Origin of the sequence: Streptomyces sp. NPDC093261 (assembly GCF_044753645.1) — a bacterium.
Lineage (GTDB): Bacteria > Actinomycetota > Actinomycetes > Streptomycetales > Streptomycetaceae > Streptomyces.
Genome location: NZ_JBIVNO010000005.1, coordinates 237,337 through 256,515, shown reverse-complemented (window position 1 = coordinate 256,515; position 19,179 = coordinate 237,337). Strand labels below are relative to the sequence as shown.

Sequence of the window (19,179 nt, the reverse complement as noted above, 5' to 3'; positions counted from 1 at the left end):
TATGCGCCCGCGTGATCTCCCGCGCACATGGTCGCGGGAGACCGCGGCGACTCGTCACTCCCCGGCGGTCCGGGGGCGGGGCAGGTCGACCACGATGAGCGCGCGGCGTCGTGCGGTCGCCGGATCCCCGTCCGGCGCCCCGTCGCCGGGCAGCGCATTGCCCTCGGATCGGGTCGTGACCTCGATGTCCTCGGGGACCGTAAGGGTCTGCTCGTCGGCCTGGAGACGCGCGAGGTGGACCGCCAGCGCCGAGTGGAAGAAGTCCGCCACTGCGTCCGCGCGTGCCTGACCGCGCTGTAGCGCCTCGCCGAAGTGCGGGAGCCCGTTGCGCATTCCGTTGGCGTGTCCGACCACCTCGACGCGGGGCGGCGGAAAGCCCGCCCTCACGTTCGCCAGCGACGCCCACGCCACCTCGGCGGCCAGCCGGTGCACCGTCTCGCGTTGCTCTCCCGTCAGCTCGGAGGATCCGTCCGGGAAACCGACCCCTCCGATGGTCAGCCGCTCGCTGCGGTAGGGCGCCTGCGGCCCGCTCTGATGCGGCAGGGTGTCACTCGGTACGGCGTTATGCGCTACGGCGTTATGTGCTGCGGCGTTATGTGCTGCGGCCTCATGCGTGACGGCCTCGTGTGCCACGGTCTGCGGCTGCGGCTGCGGCTGCGGTTGCGGTTGTGCCGCGTGCTGCGGTTCCTGCGGGGCCCGAGGTGCCCGGGGCTGCACGTCCGCGCGCCCCGGCGCCTGACGGGGGCGGGCCGGGGGACCCGCGGGGCTGTCGGTCTGCCGGGGGTCGTGCACCGTGACCGTGGTCCGGCGGCCGTGGTCCCGGTCGCCGGACGACGGGGTGTGCTCGGTGGTGACCGTGACCGGGAAGCCGGCCGCGGTCAGATGCGGCTTCGCCGAGCCGTACTGGTAGTTGATGAGGAACCGGTCCAGGCGGTCCCGGAGTTCCCCGCGTACGGTGTCGGCCCGGACCTGCGCGCTGTCGGGGAAGGCCCCGCCCAGCGTGGGGCGGCGGGTGTTGCCGCGTCCGGTCACGGTGATCCGGGGCAGCGGCAGCCCGTTGCGGTGGTTCCACAGCCCGGTCCGGACCGTGTGCTCGGCCACGTAGGTGAGCTTGCGGGCCTCGACCTTGCTGATCTGCCGGGAACCCTGGTCGAACCCGATGTCCACCTGCGGGAGCCGGTGACCGTGCACGATCACGGACGTCAGTGGATTGGCCTCGGCCGACGGCTCGGAGCTGAGCAGGTCCGCGCTGACCTCGTGCATGGTCTCGCCGGGGCGCCGGGAGAACATCCGGAAGTGCCACAGCTCGCTGCCCTTGGGCAGCTCCGCCGCCTGCTTCATCCGCGCCTCGGCCACCTTGACCGCCCGCTCGTACTCCGCCACGGCGGTCTCGCGCTCCGGGCTCCCGGTGGGCGCCGCGCTCACGGCCCGCCGCGCATCCGCCGCCTTGGTGAGCGCGTCGGCCAGGTCCCGGTGACGGCCCAGCCGTTTGAGCGCGGCCTCGTCGGCGCCGCCGGCCCGCTGCCGGTCCAGCTCGTCGGTGATGGCGGCGTGCAGCCTCCTGAAACCGTTCGGCGAGGTGCTCCTGAGGTTGTCCGCCACGGCCGACCGCACGATGTTGGCGACCTGGGCGCGGCGCGCGAAGTTCTCCAGCGTGATCTGGTGCTTGCCGTCCTCGCTGGAGAGCACGACGGCGGCGAAGTGGTAACCGAAGTGCCGGCCCTCCGGCGCGCTCGGCTTGGCGTAGTTGCGCGCCAGGCTCGCGTGGCCGTCCTCGTCCAGCGCGTTGATCGAGTGCACGAGGTAGGTCTCGCCGACCTTCGCCCAGGCGTGCTCGTTGATGCCGATCATGCGCGCCGCGCCGGAGAGAACGTCGCGCCGTGGGTTGTCCAGCGGGTCGTAGCTGAGCGCGCTGCCGTAGGACCTGCCCGGTGTGGGGCCGTCGCTCTCGGCGATCAGCCGGTCGTCCCGCAGCACCTGGCGCGCCGCCCACGAGGGATCCACGGGCCCGGTCGGCTCCTCGCCGTCGGCCACGTGGCTGAGGGCCTCCGCGAGGTGGTGGATGCCGGTCACCTCGGTACGTCCCAGGGCGTTGATCGGGCCCGTGGTCACGCCGGAGCCGTCGGGGCTCCGGAAGACCACGTGCGACGCGGGCACACCGCCCGACACCATCTGGGCGAAGTCACGGCAGACCTCCTCCTCCGACTTGCCGGAGCGGGTGAGGAACTGCGGGGTGACCCGCACCAGTTCGCGGTGGCCGCCCCTGCCGTCCGCCACGTGCAGCGTGAGGCCGTCCGTCTTCAGCCGCACCTGGCTGCCCGCCAGCGACAGTTGCCGGTTGGCCTCGTCGACGGCCTTGGGCGTGGCGAAGACCTGCTGGCCGTAGCCGAACTGGCGGTGGGCCAGTGACAGGTCCCCCGAGACATGGAGCGGCGGGTGCTCGCCGACCAGCGTCTGCCGGTGGCCCTGCGCGGGCACCTTCAACAGGGGGACGTCGGCGGAGCCGGCCGGACGGTAGTCGAAGTCCGCGTGGTACATGCCCGTCGGCTCTTCGAACAACACGGTGTCCGGGGTGGTCCCGATCACCTGGTAGTCGTCGGTCGTCAGCGGGCGGGCCCGCAGACGGTCCAGCAGGTCCGCCGGGGACAGCGCCGACTCGCCACCGTCCCGCGGCGGGTGCAGCTTGCTCGCGTAGTCGGGGCCACCGGGGTCGTGGTCCGGCGCCACGGGATCGCGCTCCGGTGTGGCGGAGTCGTGGCTGAGGCCGTCGAACAGGTCCAGGATTCCGCCCTCGCCGCCCAGGTGCAGCGCCCAGGCGCCGCTCCCGCCGGACAGGTCGAGGTGTTCGGTGCCGGTCTGCCAGTCGAGCGCGGTGCGCACCTCGGAGTCGGTCGACCACACCGCCGTTCCGGCCCGGTCCGCGACGAGTTGCGCGAGCCCGTGGTCCTGCCCCCGGGAGACGACCAGCAGGATGTCCTGGCCCTCGCGGCGCAGGGGGTCACGGGCGACGAGTGCGGCGAACTCCGCCGGGTCGTTCACAGGGAACGTACGCCCGCCCGCCGGCAGCACCAGATGGTCCGGGGTGCCCTGGGCGGTGACCACATACGGTTCGCCCCACGGTGCCGGATGCTCCGCCAACTGCCCGTCCGGCCCGCTCACCGTGTATGTCGTCAGGTCGGGAGCGGTGGCTCTGGAACCCGTCCAGTCGCGCCCCGCCGCATGTCCCGACCCGTCGACCAGCACGGTGTGGTCGTCCAGCGCGCCGTGCACGCTCGCCAGGAAGTGCGCGGCGAGCGCGGAGGCGTCCGTGACCGACTCCGGTCCGGCGTGCGCGGTGAGCGCCAGCAGATCCCGGTAGTCGTCCTCGGTCGGCGCGGTGTCCAGATGGAGCACGTGCCGGGCCAGCACCTCGAAGTGCGTGCGGCCGTCCGCGTCCGGCGCCGTGCGCGGCAGATCCATCGCGCGCAGCGTGAGCAGGGCGCTGTGGGCGCTCTCGTACGCCTCCTGATCGAGCGAGTCGCCGTACAGGCGGTCCAGCCACTCGTACTCGCGCGCCCGCTCCTCCGTGTACTCTTCCAGGATCCCCGCCCAGTCCTCTCCCTCGTCCCGGTGCGTCCGGGAAGCGTCGTGCGCGTTCCCCGGCATATGCGGATCGTGGGCCGTGGTGTCGTTCCCCGGGGCGGCGCCGCGGTCCGGGTCGGTCACCGGGTCGACCCAGGCATGGCGCCGGGTCACCGGCGGGGCGGCCGAGCGGGCGTCGTGCCAGCGTGGGTCCTGTGACAGCGGGGTGCGGTCCGCGTGCCGACGATCGTCCGGGCCGGAGACCTCGTCGGGGGAACCCGACGACGTCCTCGGCGGCTCCTGGGTCCCCGTAGCGCCTTCGGGGTGCCCCGTGCCGGACCCCGGGACGTCGCCGACGAGCGCGCCGAGCAACTGGAGGTGACGGCCGCGCAGTCCGCCCTGGGCGAGACCGTGCGGTGCCTGCTGGTGGAAGTCGCCCAGCAGGCTCCCCGGCACCTGCGCCCGGCCCGGCCCGTCGTCGTCCTCGCGGTACTCGTCGCGCAGACCGAGCTGGTGGCCCAGCTCATGGGCGTACGCGACGGGTTCCGCGTCGGGCCACCAGGTGCGCTGGTCCATGGGGCGATCGCGACCGGCGAGGTCGACGACCAGGTGGGGGTCGGCGTCCTCGGCCACGTGTTCCACCGTCACATGCAGAAGGGTGCCGTCGGGGAGTCGGTGCTGCGGGCGGTTGTAGTAGTCCTCGGCCCCCTGCCGCAGCCGCTGCCACGGTGTCTGGGTGTCGTGCCCCGAGCCGCCCCGGAAGGCGACCCGCACGGTCAGATCGGTGACGGGGGTGTCGCCGACGCGGAAGGTGCGCGCGTCGAAGGCGGAGCGCACCACGAAGCGCGGTGCGTGGTTGAGCCCGTGACGTGGGGTAGCGGTGGCGGGGGTGTCCTTTGGACGCCGGGCCTGCCGCGTGTGGCCGTTGTCGTGGTTCTGCCGGGTCGGCGCGTTGTCGGTGGCCGGGCCGCTTGGGGCGGGAGCGGGCTGGTCTGCCCTCGGCGCCTTGGGGGCGACCTCGTCGGAGGCACCGCCGTGCGGTTGCTTGCCGGTGTCCTTCACGGGCGCGGTCATGGCCGGGGGATGCGTCGGCGCCTGGCTGGCGTCGTAGTGGTTACGGCCGTTGTAGTACACGTCGACCGTGCGTCCGGTGTTCTCCGGTCCGACCGTCCGCAGATGGGCCGTGCCGCCGCCGGTCGCCTGGAACGTGCGCAGCCGCACGCCGAGGGTGTGGGCCACCAGGGCGGGGAACATCTCGCCTTCGTCGGTGTTCCAGGCGTCGTTGCCCGGTACCCAGTTCTCCAGGGCCCTGATCAGTGCCCGGTGCTCGGTCCGCGTCAGCGGCTGGTGCAGCGCCGAGTCGACGACGGCGCCGACCAGACGGTCATGGCTGTCGATGTGGTCCGGATGCAGCGGACCGAGGCGCCCCGTCACGTAGGCGAACTGGGCGCGTGGTGCCAGGGCGGTGTCCCCCAGGGCCCAGTTGCCCTGGTGGTCCGTCGTCTCCGGCACCTCGTTGGCCGCGCGCTCGGCCGCTTCCTGCGCGGAGAGGTGGTGCGGTGCCCCCATCAGCTCCTGGGTCCGTGCGTCCACGTAGAGGTTGCGCAGTGCCTCCGGGCGGAGCCAGTCCGGGGACGTGACGTGGTCGACGCCGTTGGCACCCAACCGCGCGTGGAGCGCGTCGAAGTCCTCGGTGCGCATCTGCTGCCGGAGCTGGTCCTCCTGGGTGCGGCGGTACAACTCGGTGACGTCGAACGGGAGGTCCTGCGGACGGGTCGTCCGTACGTTGTGCAGCACCATCCGGCGGAGTGCTTCCGCGGTGCGGCCCAGGGCGCTGCCGGAGCGGACGGGGCCCTGCTGGGTACGGATCTGGCGCACGACAGCCTCGTGCTGGGTGTGCGCGTCTCCGGGCGAGCCCTGGTGCAGTGCGGAGGGCCAGTGCCGGGGCGGGGTGCTCGCCAGTACGGAGTACAGCAGGCACCGGCCGTCGCCCGGCACCTGGACGCGGGATCCCGGCTGCCCGGCGACCGCCGGCTCCGCGGGTTCCTTGACGGCCTCGTGTGCCTTCGCGGGTCGCTTGGCGGTTTCCGACGTGTCGTCGGGCTTGACCGCCTGGTGCGGATTCTCCGGTCGCTTTATGTCTTCCGGGGCCTTCGTCGACGGTTCGACGTGTTCCGGAGCCTTGGCCTGCTGCTCGGTGTCTTCCGGAGCCTTGGCCTGCTGTGAGGTGTCCCCCGGGTTCTTCACCTGCTGTGAGGCGTCCTCCGCGTCCTTGACCTGCTGCGTGGCGGCGTCCGCGGGCTTCGCCGGGTCGGGTGTCTTCGGGGTGTGGTCGGTCACCGTTGACGGTGTGGCCGTTTCCTCGGTCTTCTTGGCCGCCCAGTAGTAGACGTGCCCGTCCGTGTGCGCGGTGTTCCCGTACGTGCCGTTCTCGTCGTACTTCTGTGTGGTCATCCGCACCGGTTGCCGCATCAGGACCTGCGGGCCCTTGAGCGTGGCCTTGCCGGGCTCGCCGGCCTCCTTGCCGTGCGGGAGGTCCGGGGGTGTGAGGGTCCGGGTCGGGACGCCGGGCTTGCGGGTCACCGGCGAGCTGCTCTCGAACGTCTGGTCGCGGTCCACCCTCAGGGCACCCGTCGGGAGCGGGACGACGACGGCCGGATTCTTCGTGATCACGGGGACGGTCAGGGGCGTCAGATTCGCGTTGAGGCTCTTGCTCGCGGTCGTGGCCGACTCGTGCTCGGTCGAGACGGTGATCTCGTCGCTGCCGTCGTCCCGCGTGGAGATCTCCTGCGCCTCCCCGGTGGGCTGCACATGGATCTCCAGGCCGGTCTTGCCGTCGGCGCCGAGCGGGACCGTGCGGTAGCCGTTCGCGGAGTCCTTGAGGTGGTGGAAGACCGCGGGCAGAGTTGCCGAGGACAGAGCCTGGCGCAGCGACACCTGTTGCTCCAGCGGCAGGCGCTGCTCCCTGGTCAGAGGGTTGCCTGTGCCGTCCAGCCGGGGGTCGGAGATGAAGGAGCCGACCAGCTTGTGAGCGGCCTCGGGCGTCATGGCCCCCGCCCAGCGGCCGGCCGTGGAGGCGGCGGTGCCGAGTCCCCAGGAAAGGGCCGCTCCGGCTTTGCCGACTACGCCGTCGCCCCAGGGGCGGGGCGTGGTGAGCACCGTCTGCGCGTGGTCTAGCAGCGCGTCGGGGTTGTCGAAGCCGACGAGGTCGTGCGCGGAGTCCAACGACGCCTGCCAGCGGTCCCGGTCCGCCTGGGAGGCGGTGATCGGCTGCATGCCGATGGTGTTGCCGCCGTCGTGCACCTGCGGCGGCTGCGTGGGCCGGCGGGCCGGCTGCTGCTGGTGGGCGGCGGCCTGTTCGGCGGTCTCGGTGAGTGACTTCGGTACGTAGACGTGGACCGGCCAGGACGGATCGACCGGCCGGGGCTTGGCGAGGTTGACGAAGCGTCCGTACTCGGTGCGCTGGGTCACGGTGACTTCGAAGCGCATACGGTTGGTGAACTTCACCGTGTCGCCGAACTTCGACGTCTTGTGCTCCACCTTGGTGGTGACACCGGTCTCGGCGCTCTTGGTCCGGCCGCCCTCACCACCTCCGGTCGGCGCCCACGCGACGCTGCCCAGGCCGGACTTATTCTCCTCGGCCTTGACGGCGGCCGCATCCTGGCCGGGCTTGGGCTTGACCACCGGCGCGTAGGACAGACGGAAGTTGCCGTCCGCGCCCAGCGACCAGTTGTGCCCCGCGCTGCCCTTGACGGTCTGCGCGAAGCCGACCTTGCGAGTGGTGTCCCCGGTGGAGTGGTCGCCCTGGTCGGACCACTCGTCCTGCGGGACGCCACGCACCAGGACCTCGGTGATCACACGCTGGGTGCGGGACTCGTGGACGTGGTAGTCGAGGATGCCCCGGCCCACCAGGTCCTCGTAGTTGGCGGACAGGTTCTCCGGCGAGAACGTCCCCGCGAACGGCAGCGCCGTCTCCGGCACCTCGGCGGGGGTGTCCAGCCGGCGGATCTGCCGGTCGATCTCGCCGAGGATCTCGTCCGACTTCGGGATGTCGGCGGTGGCCCCGCCCAGCAGCCCCGAGGTCAGCAGCGGCGCCTGCCGCGTGCCGGTGGGGGCCGGCGTGGTGGTGTCACCGGTTGCGCCGGTGCCGAGTTTGCGTACGTCGTCGTCGGAGAGCAGCACCAGCACCCGGTGTCTGCTGGTCTGCGGATTCCCGAGGGTGACGTTGCCCTTGGCGTCCGTGACGCGGCCCTGGACGGTGACGTCCGCGTCGGCCTCGTAGACATGCCAGGTGCCCTTGTACGCGGCCTTCCGCGAGGTCGTCATCGTCTGCTTGACGTTCTCGCCGCTGTTGTGGCCGGCACCGCCCTTGCCCTTGAGACCGCCGCGGACCTGGAGGGAGGCGTCGGGGCTGTCCTTGGACGGGAAACGCCCGGCGTCGAAGCCGAGTCCCGCCTTGAAGGCCCGGGAGGTCTTGTCCGCCACGGCGGTCGAGCCGCTGGACTTGGTCTCGATCTCCAGCTTGCCCTCACCGGGCAGCGTCTCGTGGAACGTGAAGTTGCTCAGACGCGTCCGCGTCGACAGCCCGATGGTGTCCCGGTTACGGCCCGAACCGATCTGCTCGTCACCGCTGTTGGCCCACCCGCCATGCGAGGCGGACACCATGGCCCGCAGGTGGTCCTCGTCGGTGATCCCGTCCAGCGCCTCCTTCAGGTCAGGCGTCGACGCCTTCGACTTCTTCTCGAAGGCGCTGGTCAGCGACTGCTTCGCCTTGTCCCGGAAGTCGCCGGAGTCGGTGACGTGGCGGATCGCGTGGCGCTGCGGCAGTACATCCAGCTTGGCGATGGCGGGCGGCGGCGTACTGCCGCCGGTGCTCTCCGGCTTGCGCGCGACCTCGACGGTGAGGTGGCCGTCGGGCTTCACCCGTGTGATGTGCTGCGTGTGCGGCGAGGGCGCGTCGGTGGACAGATGGGTGGTGGGCCGTTTCGGGTCCTCGGCACCCACCATGACGTGGTACGTGACCGGGTGGGCGTAGACGTCGGTGTCCGCCTCGAGGGAGAACTGCCGCTTCACCTCGGTCTCGGCGCCCATGGTGAGCCCGTGCGAGGGGTTGTGGGCGGTGATGTCGAGGCTGCCGATGCCGAAGCCGCGCGTCACATCCGGGTGATCCAGGGAACTGCGCACATTGCCAGCCAGGTTGACGACGTGTTTGGTGCTGCGGGTGACGACCTTGTCGGCCCCGGTCGTCCGGGTGGTCACGGTCTTCGTCGTCGACTTGCCCGAGCGTACATAGTCACCCTTGGACGGCTCGGCCTTGATCAGGATCTCATGGGTCCTGCCGTCACGCAGCGGCAGATGGGGACCCTTCAGTGTGATCCGGTACGTGCCGTCCAGCAGCTTCGGCCCGGCGCCGCGCAGCCGCGAGGGAGCGAGCTGCTGACGCAGCGCACGCAGGTTCTCCCACGCCTCGGGGGTGATCCGGGGCTGCTTCGCGGCGCCCGTGCCGTCGTGCGCGGCGGCGCTGCCGGGGTGGATCGCTTCGGGCGGCGGCAGGACACCGGGTGAGCTGTTCCACATCTCGCGCACGATGTGGTCCTCGAGCTGCGATGAACCGGGGAAGTCCAGGAACGTCGTGCGCTGGGCCGCGACCGGCCCGGTGAGCCGGCCGGCGTCGAGCGGCGGGTGGTCGCCCGTCGTGTCCGGCACCGGCCCGTCGTGCGGGATGGCGCGCAGCACCTCGCCGTTCTGGGGGTTGATGGTGATCGCGACGTGGTCGGCGGCATCCTGCGGGCGTTGCGCGGAAGGCGCCGGGGCATGATCCCCGATCTTCGTGGTGCCGGTGCCGTGCAGCCCGTCGAGCCCCGGCTGCAACCGATGCCGTATCAGCTGGACACGCAGGCGCACCTTGGTGGCGACCAGATCCGCCTTGCCGGAGTGTTCGTGGCTGGACTCGGTGCCGATGGCGTTCTTGCCCTTGGCGCCGTGGGTCAGGTTGCCGGAACCCGTGTAGCCGGCGGTGCCGGTCAGCCACGTGGACTCGGAGCCGTCCTTCGCCTTCCACACCTCGCCCGTGGCGCCGCCGCTGATGCCCAGTGACCAGGAGCTGTTCTCCGTGCGGTTGTGACCGTGCTCGCCCGACGACTTCGACCCCAGGGTGGCCTTGTCGTCCACGGTGTGCAGGGCCTGGGAGCCGTCCGGCTCCACCGTCAGATGCACATGGGCCTTGCTGCCGTCGCTGAGCGTCAACGGCTTCGACAGCAGACCCCAACCCGAGGCGTGCTCGAACTCGTTGATGACGTTGGACGGCTGGAAGAAGTCCTCGATGTCCTGGTGCGCGGTGCCGTCAGGGCGCGCCTCGCGCGGCAGCGCCTCGTAGACCGCGTCCCGTGCCGTGTCGAGTCCTGTGATCGACACCGGGTGGCCTGAGGCGGGCCTGGGCGTCCGGGAGGCCGGTGGGGCGGAGGTGTCCTGCCTATCCGTGCGGGCGGGGTCCCAGCCCTGCCAGGCGCGCGGCCGGCCGTCGGCCAGGTCCTCAGGCCTGGGCACATGCGCGCGTACCTGGCCGGTGATGGCGCCGTCGGTGCCCTTGGCACCGAGCTGGTTGCCCTGGTGGTCCGTGACCTTGACCTGGTACGTGAAGTCGGAGGTGTAGCTGTCGGTCTTGCCGGTGAAGGCGATCTGGTTCGCCGTCTGGGCCGACGACTTGACCGTCGTCTCGCGGCCGTGGGTGGCGCCGCCGAGCTTTCCGGAGGGGGTGACGAGGACCGACAGCCCGCTGTTGACGGGACGGATGATGGTCGGCCCGAACTCCAGTCCCGCCTCGGAGGAGGTCATCTCCGTCTTGCGCGGAGTGGAGTCGTGCGTGGATTCCGACGGTACGCCGAAGCCGTCACCGTCGTTGTCCTTGGCCACGTCGGTCGTGGGGTCGAGGCGCCAGGGCGAGGCGGTCGCCTTCACCTCGACCTCGTAGGGCCTGCCGTCCACGTGCATGGTGAAGCGCCAGCCGCCGTTGACCATCACCGCGTGCTGCTTGCGGAAGTTGGCGGGATCGAGGGCGGCGTCCAGGCGCTGCACGACGGAGGTGTCCCTGCCGTGGCCGCCGAGCAGCGTCTCGATCCGCGTGCGCACGCCATCCGGACCCGGGTCCTCGGCGATCTTCTTTCCGGCAAGGGACCACGTGTGACGTCCGTCGAGGACCGGGGCGGGGTCCTTGAGCGGGGGCGCGGGCGGCTTCTCCTGCTGCTGGTCGCCGGGGGTGAGGGCCTCCTTGGCGGACGCGTCGTCCTTGGCCGGGGTGTGGGTGTGGTCCTCGGCGGTGGTGTCGTCCTTGGGGGGCGTGTGATCCTTGGTGGGGCTGTGGTCCTGCTCCGGCTCGTCCTTGGGGGCTTCCTTGGAGGGGGCCTCGGTCTCATCCAGGTTCCGCTTCTTGGGCGGCTCCTGGTCCAGGGGCCGCTGCTGCGGCTTCTCGCGGGGCTCTTCCTCGGTGGCCGTGTGCTCGGCCGGTTCGTTCGGGGCCTCCCGGCGTGTCGGCTCCTCGCCGTCCTGCGCCTTGTCGCTCTCCTTCGCTCCCTGGCCTCGGTCGGACGAACCGTGGTGCCCGTGGTCCTGCCGGCTCCCGTGGTCCCGCTGGTCCTCGTGGTCCCGCTGGTCCTCGTAGTCCCGCTGGTCCTCGTAGTCCCGCTGGTCCTCGTGGTCCTCGGAGCCCTTGTGATCCTGCTGGTCCCGTCCGCCGCCGGAGTCCTTGCCCGAGCCGCCGCCCGAGGGGGTCTCGCCCTCGTGGGCCTCGTCCGGACGCTGGGTCCAGGTGAGTTCGGCGTGGTCGTTGTCGGGGCGGAAGCGCAGCAGCGGTTCGCCGTCGGGGCCGTGGTGGGAGCCGACGATCTTGTCGAAGACGGCCTTGCTGAAGGGGGAGGGCGGGTTCCAGAACATATGGGCGCCGTGCATGACGGCGATGTCCTTGGCCTGCATCTCCTTGATCAGCGCGTCGTGTTCCTCCGGCGGGATGCGGGTGCCGCGCGGGGTGGAGACGTCGAACAGGTCGTGGTCGCCGGTGATGGGGCGTCGCGTGCCGTCCTCAGCGATGCCGTGCACCACGCCGTCCACGACGGTGAACTTGTTCTTCTTGTCCAGCAGCGCCATCTTGGCGGCGAGTTCACGGTATTCGGTCGAGCGCTGGTTGTAGCGGGAGACGACTTTGTCCCAGTCCCCGGCGGGAACGGTGGCCTGGTCGGGCGTCTTGGGTTTGAAGTAGCCGACGAGTCCGATGTTCTTGGGGTCGGCGCCGAGGTGGACGTCGGCCTCGTTGATGGTCTTGGCCTTGATGTCCTGCGGTTTGGCCATGGCTCCGGCGTCGAGCCATGTGGGTGCGGTGGGATTGGTGGGGCGGACGTCGATGACCAGGCCCTTGTCCCGCGCGATCTGGCGGAACCCCTTGAAGTTCTTCTCCGGGATCCCGTAGGTGTGCCGCGCGGTGTACGAGTTGACCTCACCGGTCTTGAGCGGCTGGGTCCAGGTGAGTTCGGCGTGGTCGTTGTCCGGGTGGAAGCGGAGCAGCGGTTCGCCGTCGGGGCCGTGGTGGGAGCCGACGATCTTGTCGAAGACGGCCTTGCTGAAGGGGGAGGGCGGGTTCCAGAACATATGGGCGCCGTGCATGACGGCGATGTCCTTGGCCTGCATCTCCTTGATCAGCGCGTCGTGCTCGGGATGCGGGATCCGCGTGCCACCCGGGGTGGAGATGTCGAAGAGGTCGTGGTCGCCGGTGATGGGGCGCTGCGTGCCGTCCTCACCGATGCCGTAGACCACGCCGTCCTTGACGGTGAACCTGTTGTCCGCCTCGTACGCCGTCATCTTGGCGGCGAGTTCACGGTATTCGGTCGAGCGCTGGTTGTAGCGGGAGACGACTTTGTCCCAGTCCCCGGCGGGAACGGTGGCCTGGTCGGGCGTCTTGGGTTTGAAGTAGCCGACGAGTCCGATGTTCTTGGGGTCGGCGCCGAGGTGGACGTCGGCCTCGTTGATGGTCTTGGCCTTGATGGCCTGTGGCTTGGCCATGGCTCCGGCGTCGAGCCATGCGGGTGCGGTGGGGTTGGTGGGGCGGACGTCGATGACGAGGTTCCTGTCCCGCGCGATCTGGCGGAACCCCTTGAAGTTCTTCTCCGGCATGCCGTAGGTCTGACGCGCCGTGTGTGCGTCGACCTCGCCCGGCTTCGGCGCATGGGACGTCGCCTGTTCCTCGTGCGGCGTGGTCACCGGTGCATGCTGCCGTGTGGGATCGGAGACCGGGTCCACCCAGGTGTGCTGCCGGGGGACCGCGGGCGCCTGGTCGCGCGAGTGCCGCCAGGCGGGGTCGGCCGCCGGGTCGTCGTGCTGCTGGTGCTGTCCGTGACCCTGGTCGTCGGAGGGCACCGGAGGCAGATGCGGTGTGCCGTCGTGGGCGCCGGCGTCACCGGTGGAGGGGCCGGGGAGCTTCGGGGCAACCTGGTCCGAGGCCCCCTGGTCGCCGGACAGGTGCGGCCGTTCGGTGTCCAGAGCGCCGTTGCGCACCAGGGAGTCGACCATCTCGTTCACCGAGCGACCGCCCTGGAACAGGCTGTACATGTCGTCCGGCACGATCGGCCGATAGCCCTGCTCCAGCAGCAGCTTCGGCAGCAGGATCTGGACGTTGGAGCGGAGGTTGCCGTCCTCGAAGGGGTGGATCACATGCAGTGAGCGGACCGTACGGGCGATCGAGGCGAGCTTCGCCCTGTCATCGGCGCCGGGCTCGTTGACCCGCTCGTAGTGCTGGTGGAACACCGTGTCGACGAGACCGGGGGCCTCGCCCTTTCTGTAGTTGGTCGACAGCGCCGGATTGTTGTGCAGAAAGCGCGTGAGGATGGTGGCCGGCTGCGGCTTGGGCAGCCCCTTGGACCAGTCGTGCGTGGTCATGTCGTAGACCAGCGCCCGGTCGCCGACCTTCTCGTCGAAGACGTCGGGGGCCAGCGCCTCGCCACGCAACGGGAAGTGCGTCGGGCGGCCACCGGACCAGTCGAGATCGCGGTTGAGGTGGCTCGTCGCCAGACCGTGCATCGTCCGGTACGACGACGAGTCCATCGGCGCCTTGACCGTCTCGGAATCACCCAGGAACTTCGTGTAGGCCGCGACCATGCCCTTCTGGAACCCGGGGGAGCGGTCGTGGTCGTAGTACGAGCCCGGGTCGTGCGGGAAGGCGGCCTGTGCCTCGGCGTGGTTCTTGGGGTCGATGTAGAACTTCCACCACTCGTTCTCGGGCAGGAAGTCGTGCAGGGTGCCCTGCTTCGGGCCGCGCGGCGCGACCGACTCGCCGGTGTGGTCCTGCGGGTGGTCCGTTCGGTGGTCGCCGGTGTGGCCCTGGTGGGAGAGCAGGTCGTCGTGGCCCGCGGTGAGGGCGCCCAGGAGCCGGAGATGGCGGTCGCGCAGGCCGCCGTGGGTGAGGCCTTGGTGCTCGGGGGGCTGGTGGACGTCGCCCAGCAGGCTGCCGGGAATGTGCGGGCGCTGCGGTGCGGTCTCGTCCGCGTACTCGTCGCGCAGCCCGAGCTGGTGAGAGATCTCGTGCGCGTACTCGACGGGCTTGGCCGCGGGCGTCCAGCTGCGCTGGTCCATGCCGTGGTCCGTGCCCACCAGATCGACGGTCAGATGTGGCTTGTCGCCGGGGCCGACGCGCTCGATGGTGACGTGCAGCCGGTCGCCGTTCGGCAGCGTGTACCTGGGGTCGTTGAAGTACTGCTTGACGCCCTGCTTCGCCCTGTTCCAGGTGTCGTCGGCGTCGTGCCTGCCCGAGCCGTCGTCGCGCAGCGCCACGCGCACGGTCAGGTCGGTGTACGGGGTGTCGCCGACGGTGAAGCGCCGCTGGTCGAAGCCGGAGCGCACCACATAGCGCGGGGTGCGGTTCAGCTTCATACGGGGCGGTGGGCCGGAGCGGTGCAGGTCGTCCAGTCCCTTGGTGCTGGGCACCGGGTGGTGGCGGGGATCGGCCGACTCCTCGTGCGACCGGCCGGGCCTCGCGTTCTCCTCGGAGGGGTGGTGGGCGAGTTGCTCGTTCCCCTGGTCCTGGTGGTGCGGCCGTTCCTCGTGCGGCCGCCGCGAGCCGGTGTCCGGCTTCTCCCCCTGCTCTCCGATGCGGCTGTCGGAGGCGTGCCGGTGCCCGTCGCGAGGGGGAGAGTGGTCCGCGGGGACCTTGACCGCGTTGCCGTCGGCGGACGCCCCGCCGTGCGCGGGTGTGGTGTGTTCGTCGGCGGGGGTGTGTTCCTCGGCCGGCGGGTGCTCGTCCGTGCCGCCGCGCTGGTCGGTTCCGGTGGTGATGCGGTCGAGGTGGCCCGGGGCCTCGGGGGCCCCCGTCCTCTGCGCCAGCTCCTGCCGCAGGGGGCCGGTGCGCTCGTCGTACGTCTGGTGCGAGGACAACTCCTCGCGCATCTCGTCTATTCGGCGTGCGGTGTCCTCGGCGTCGCGGGAGTGACCGCCGAGCAACTGCTCGGTGCGCTGCTGCCGCAACCGCTCCAGACGGTCCGTCAGATCACGCACCTGATCCTGACGATCCTGCTCGCGCCGGTTCTGGTGCCGGTCCAGCTTGTCGAGGGCCTCCCTGGCCTCCCGCTCGGTGGCCGCTTCGTGCGCCTGCCGGCGCAGCTCGGCGGCGCGGGGGTCTCCCTCCCTGTCGCGGAGCGCGTCGAGGCGGTCGCGCAGATCCCGCTCGGAGGGGTGGTCCTCGGAGGTGTCCGACGTGAGCCGGTCCAGCCGCTGCCGGAGCCGCTGGTCCTCGCGATACTCGTGGAGGTTCCGCAGCCCGCGGTCGGCCTCCTCGGCGGTGGCCGCACGGTCCACCTGCTCGCGCAGTTCGCGTTCGCGGTCGTCTGCGCCGTCGTTGAGGGCGTCGAGGCGGCGGCGCAGGTCCTCGTCGCTGCCGCGCGACGGGGTGCGCTCCGGCGTCGGCTCGTCCGACTTGAGGTGATCGAGGCGCTGCCGGAACTCCCGCAGTTCGCGGTGTTCCTCCAGGTCCCGCAGCGCGCGGTCCGCTTCGTCGGGCGTCTGGGCGTTGTCGAGCCGCTCGCGCAGTGCCGCGGTCTCGGGATCGGACTCGGAGGAGGAACGCAACTGCGCCAGCCGGTCGTTCAGTTCGGCGTCCCGGCGCAGGTCATCGAGCTGAGAGCGCAGCCGGTCGGCGGTGGGCCCGTCGGTGGTCATGGCGAGGCGCTGCCGTACGTCCTCGACGTCCTGGTGGAACGGGCGCGGCCTGTCGTCACCGGTCAGCGTTCCGGAGGGGACATGGCTCTCGACATACGCGGAGTACTCGTTGAGCCTGCTGTCGAGCAGATCCGGGTCGCCGGAGCGTCGCGCCTCCTCGACCGAGTCGACCTTGCGCTGCCACTCCTCCTCGGGTCCGGTGAGGTTCGTCAGACGCTCGAAGCCGCCCTGCGCGTGTGCGTGGAACGCCTCGTAGCGCTGGTTGGTGGTGCGCGTCTCGACATGGGCGCGGAAGTCGGCGAGGTGCCGTCCGGCGCGGTCCCAGTCACCCGACGCGGTGGCCTGCCGGATGGCGCGGGTGTACGCATCGCGGTCGTCCTTCGACATCCCGGCCGCGCGCGCCGCGCGGTCGAGGTCGGCGGTGCGCTGCCCGATGCCGGCGTCGGGCGAGACCGGCCGGGTCTCCGGCGGGGACGGCGCCTGGTGCAACGGGGTCGGCGGGTCCGGGTCGTGTGTGGGCGCCACGAGGGTGTCGAGCAGGCGCAGCCGCTCGTCGTTCCCCGGGGAGTGGTCGCCGGGGGTACCGCCCTGGTGGTCCTCCGGGTGCGGCGTCGTACCGGGCTCATGCTGCGGGACGTCCGGCAGGGCGGGCGTGTGTCCGTCGCCGGTGGACTGCCGCACCGGAGGCGTCGACTGCTGGTGCTGCGGGGTGGTCGTCCCGCTCTCGGTGGCCGGGCGCGGGCGGGGAGCCCGGGGCGCGACCTCGTCCTGGCCCCCGCGGGTGCCGTTATTCGTGGCGGGGGAGTGGCTGGTGCCGTCACTGGTGCGGGCGGGCGGACGCGGCTGCGTGGCCGCGGCGGATTCCTCGTGCGGCGTGGACTCCTGGTGTGGTGTGGACTCCTGGTGTGGTGTGGACTCCGTCCCGGGACGCGGGGCGGACGGTGACTCCACGCTCAGGGGCGGGCGGGGGGTGCCCCCGGACTCGGTGGACGGACGGTTCGTCCCCGTGAGCCCGGGCTGCGGCTGGTTGGTCCCGGCGCTCGGCGGCTGCGAGGGGCCGAAAATGCCCGGAGCCCGCTGGGTCTCCGTCGTGGTGCCGGGGGTCTGCGGACGGTTGACCCCGGTGTTCGGAGTCTGCGACTGGTTGACCGTGTTCGAGGTCTGTGACCGGTCGACGACGGTGCTCGGAGTCTGTGACCGGTCGCCCACGGTGCTCGGGGCCTGCGGACGGTCCGTCACGGCGCCCGGCCCCTGGTGGGCTTCGGCCACGGTGCCGGGCGTCTGCGTGGGGTGCGTCGCGGTCGAGGGCACGGTGCCGGAGGTGGTGGGCGGCGTGGCGCGGACGGTGTCCGCGGGTCCCGTTCCCCGCGCGGTGGTGTCCGGGTGCTGGGTGGGCGTGTTCGGGAGCTGGGTGGGCGTGTCCGTGTACTGGGTGGGCGTGTCCGGATGCTGCGGGGGCGTGCTCGCGTGTTGTACGGGTGCGTTCACCTGTTGGGCGGGCGTCACCGTGTCGTGCCGGCCGCCGTGGACGGGGGCGGGAGCCCCCTCACCGGGCGCCGTGACGGTGTGGTCGGCACCGCTGTGACCGTTGAGCGTGGTCTCGAAGCCGGGCAGCCCACCGGAGTGCTGCGTCGGCTCCTGGACGCCGGAGGACGTGTGCGGCGCGGGCGCGGACTCCGTCGGGTCGTGCGGGGTCGAGGCGGTCTGCGGGCTGCCGCCGGCGACGGGCCCCCCGGACTCGGTGGAGGCCAGGTGCGCGGCGTCGTCGCCTGTGCCGCGTCCGGCGCCGCCGGTCGTCCCGGGGCCGGATGACTCGGTGGTGGGCCGGGTGGTCTCGTGTTCGGTCGCCGCGCCGCGGGCGCCGCCGGTTGTGCCGGTCGTGCCGCGTGTCGAGCCGTTGCCCCCGGAGGTGCCCCGGCCCGCACCGGCCCCGGTGTTCCCCCGGGTCCCGCCCGTACGCGTACCGCCCGTACTCGTGTCGACGGTGCCCGTGCCCCCGGTGCCGGTTCCTCGCGTACCTCCCGTGCCCGTGTTGTGGAGGCCCTTCGTGCCGGCTTCGTCGTTCGTGCCCAGGCCCTTGCCGAGGCCGGTCGTGCCGATGCCGCCCTTGCCGGGACCGTCGCCCTTGCCCAGGCCGGTCGTGCCGAAGCCCTCCGCCCCGGGTATCCCGGGCCCGCCCTCGGACGGGACCTTGGGGAGATGGATGTCCGCCGTGGAGGGCAGATGGACGTCGGGGGTGTGGATCTCGTTGTGCTCGCCGCCGCCGAACCTGCGACGGCCTCCGCCACCGCCCATCGCGCCGATGATGCCCGAGGTCACGGCGGCGCCCATGTCGTTCTCGCCGCCGAAGATCTGTTCCATCACCTCGGTGGTGACGACGCTGGAGGCGCCGCCGATGATGCCCTTGCCGATCAGCGAGGCCGCGAACTTCGGCGCGAACGCCGAGCCGAGGCCGGAGAAGACGCCACCGATCGCACCGCCGATCGCGCCGCCCTCCACGGCCTGAAGGGTGGCGGCGGTGTCCCACTTGGTGCGGTCGCCCTTGAGGAACTGGATCCCCTGGATCACCGCGTCCATGCCGACCATGAACCCGACACCGGTGGCGATCGAGATCAGCAGCCGCTTCAGCAGCATCTTGACGATCGCCCGCACACCGGTGATCAGGGCAGGGATCACCTCGGGTGCCCAGAAGGCGAGTTCGGCGATCTCGACCGCCAGCCAGACGAGCTGCGCCAGGATCATGTACTTCGCATACTCAACCTGCAGCCCGGTGTTCTTGCCCAGTTCGCCCAGCTGACCGGCCGCCTCGGCCATGTCGGGGAGGTTGGACTTCAGCTGCTGCGTGAAGTTGGAGAACTCGTCGGCGACTTCACCGCCGATGCTGTGCAGCACGCCACTGGTCGCGGGATCGATCTCGCGACTGATGGCGGTCAGCTGCCGGGCGGCGTCGTCCCACGCCTCACCGAGGCTGCGCAGCTTGTCCTCGTCGCCCTTGGGCCAGTCCTGGCCGACGGCCAGCTTGGCGACCCAGGCAAGTTCCGGGGGCAGGTTGATGCTCATGACTTGGTGTTCTTCACCCTGGTCTCGGCAGGGTGGACCTCGGAGGTCCCCAGGCGCTTGGTCGCCTCGATGTTCTGGTCCTCCATGCGTTCCAGGTTGACGGCCATCGTCCGGATGCCGTCGTGCATGCTGTCGACCAGGTCGCCCATCTGCCCGGTACTGTCGATGATCTGCTTCCTGGGCGTGGCGTACTGCTCGTAGAACTGCCGCCCGGAGGCGTCGTCGCCCCAGCACTCGCCCAGCTCGCCGAGCCGGCCCTCCAGGCTCTTGCCGATGTCACGGAACCGCGCCGCCAGCTGCTGCACATACGGCAGCTGGTTGCGCAGCCCGTCGGTGTCGACGTAGAACTCGCCGTCAGCCATGTGT

The 19,179-nt window shown here is 71.4% G+C and carries 2 protein-coding genes; both read right to left on the bottom strand.

Translation table 11 applies throughout. The features are described 5' to 3' along the window. Window positions 1–54: 54 nt before the first annotated feature. The gene (locus ACIP94_RS15075; RefSeq protein ID WP_402424768.1) at window positions 55–18,813 is read right to left on the bottom strand and encodes a hypothetical protein; all 18,759 of its coding nucleotides are present in this window, start codon (window positions 18,811–18,813) and stop codon (window positions 55–57) included. Beyond that, window positions 18,810–19,175 carry a WXG100 family type VII secretion target gene (locus tag ACIP94_RS15070; RefSeq protein ID WP_402424765.1) on the bottom strand — a complete coding sequence of 122 codons (366 nt, stop codon included), beginning with the start codon at window positions 19,173–19,175 and terminating at the stop codon, window positions 18,810–18,812. The genes ACIP94_RS15075 and ACIP94_RS15070 overlap by 4 nt, the downstream gene beginning before the upstream one ends. Window positions 19,176–19,179: the final 4 nt, after the last annotated feature.

What these genes read in the sequence shown, in the direction of transcription:
- ACIP94_RS15070 (WP_402424765.1), bottom strand. Translation starts at nt 19,175, where the DNA reads ATGGCTGACGGCGAGTTCTACGTCGACACCGACGGGCTGCGCAACCAG.
- ACIP94_RS15075 (WP_402424768.1), bottom strand. Translation starts at nt 18,813, where the DNA reads ATGAGCATCAACCTGCCCCCGGAACTTGCCTGGGTCGCCAAGCTGGCC.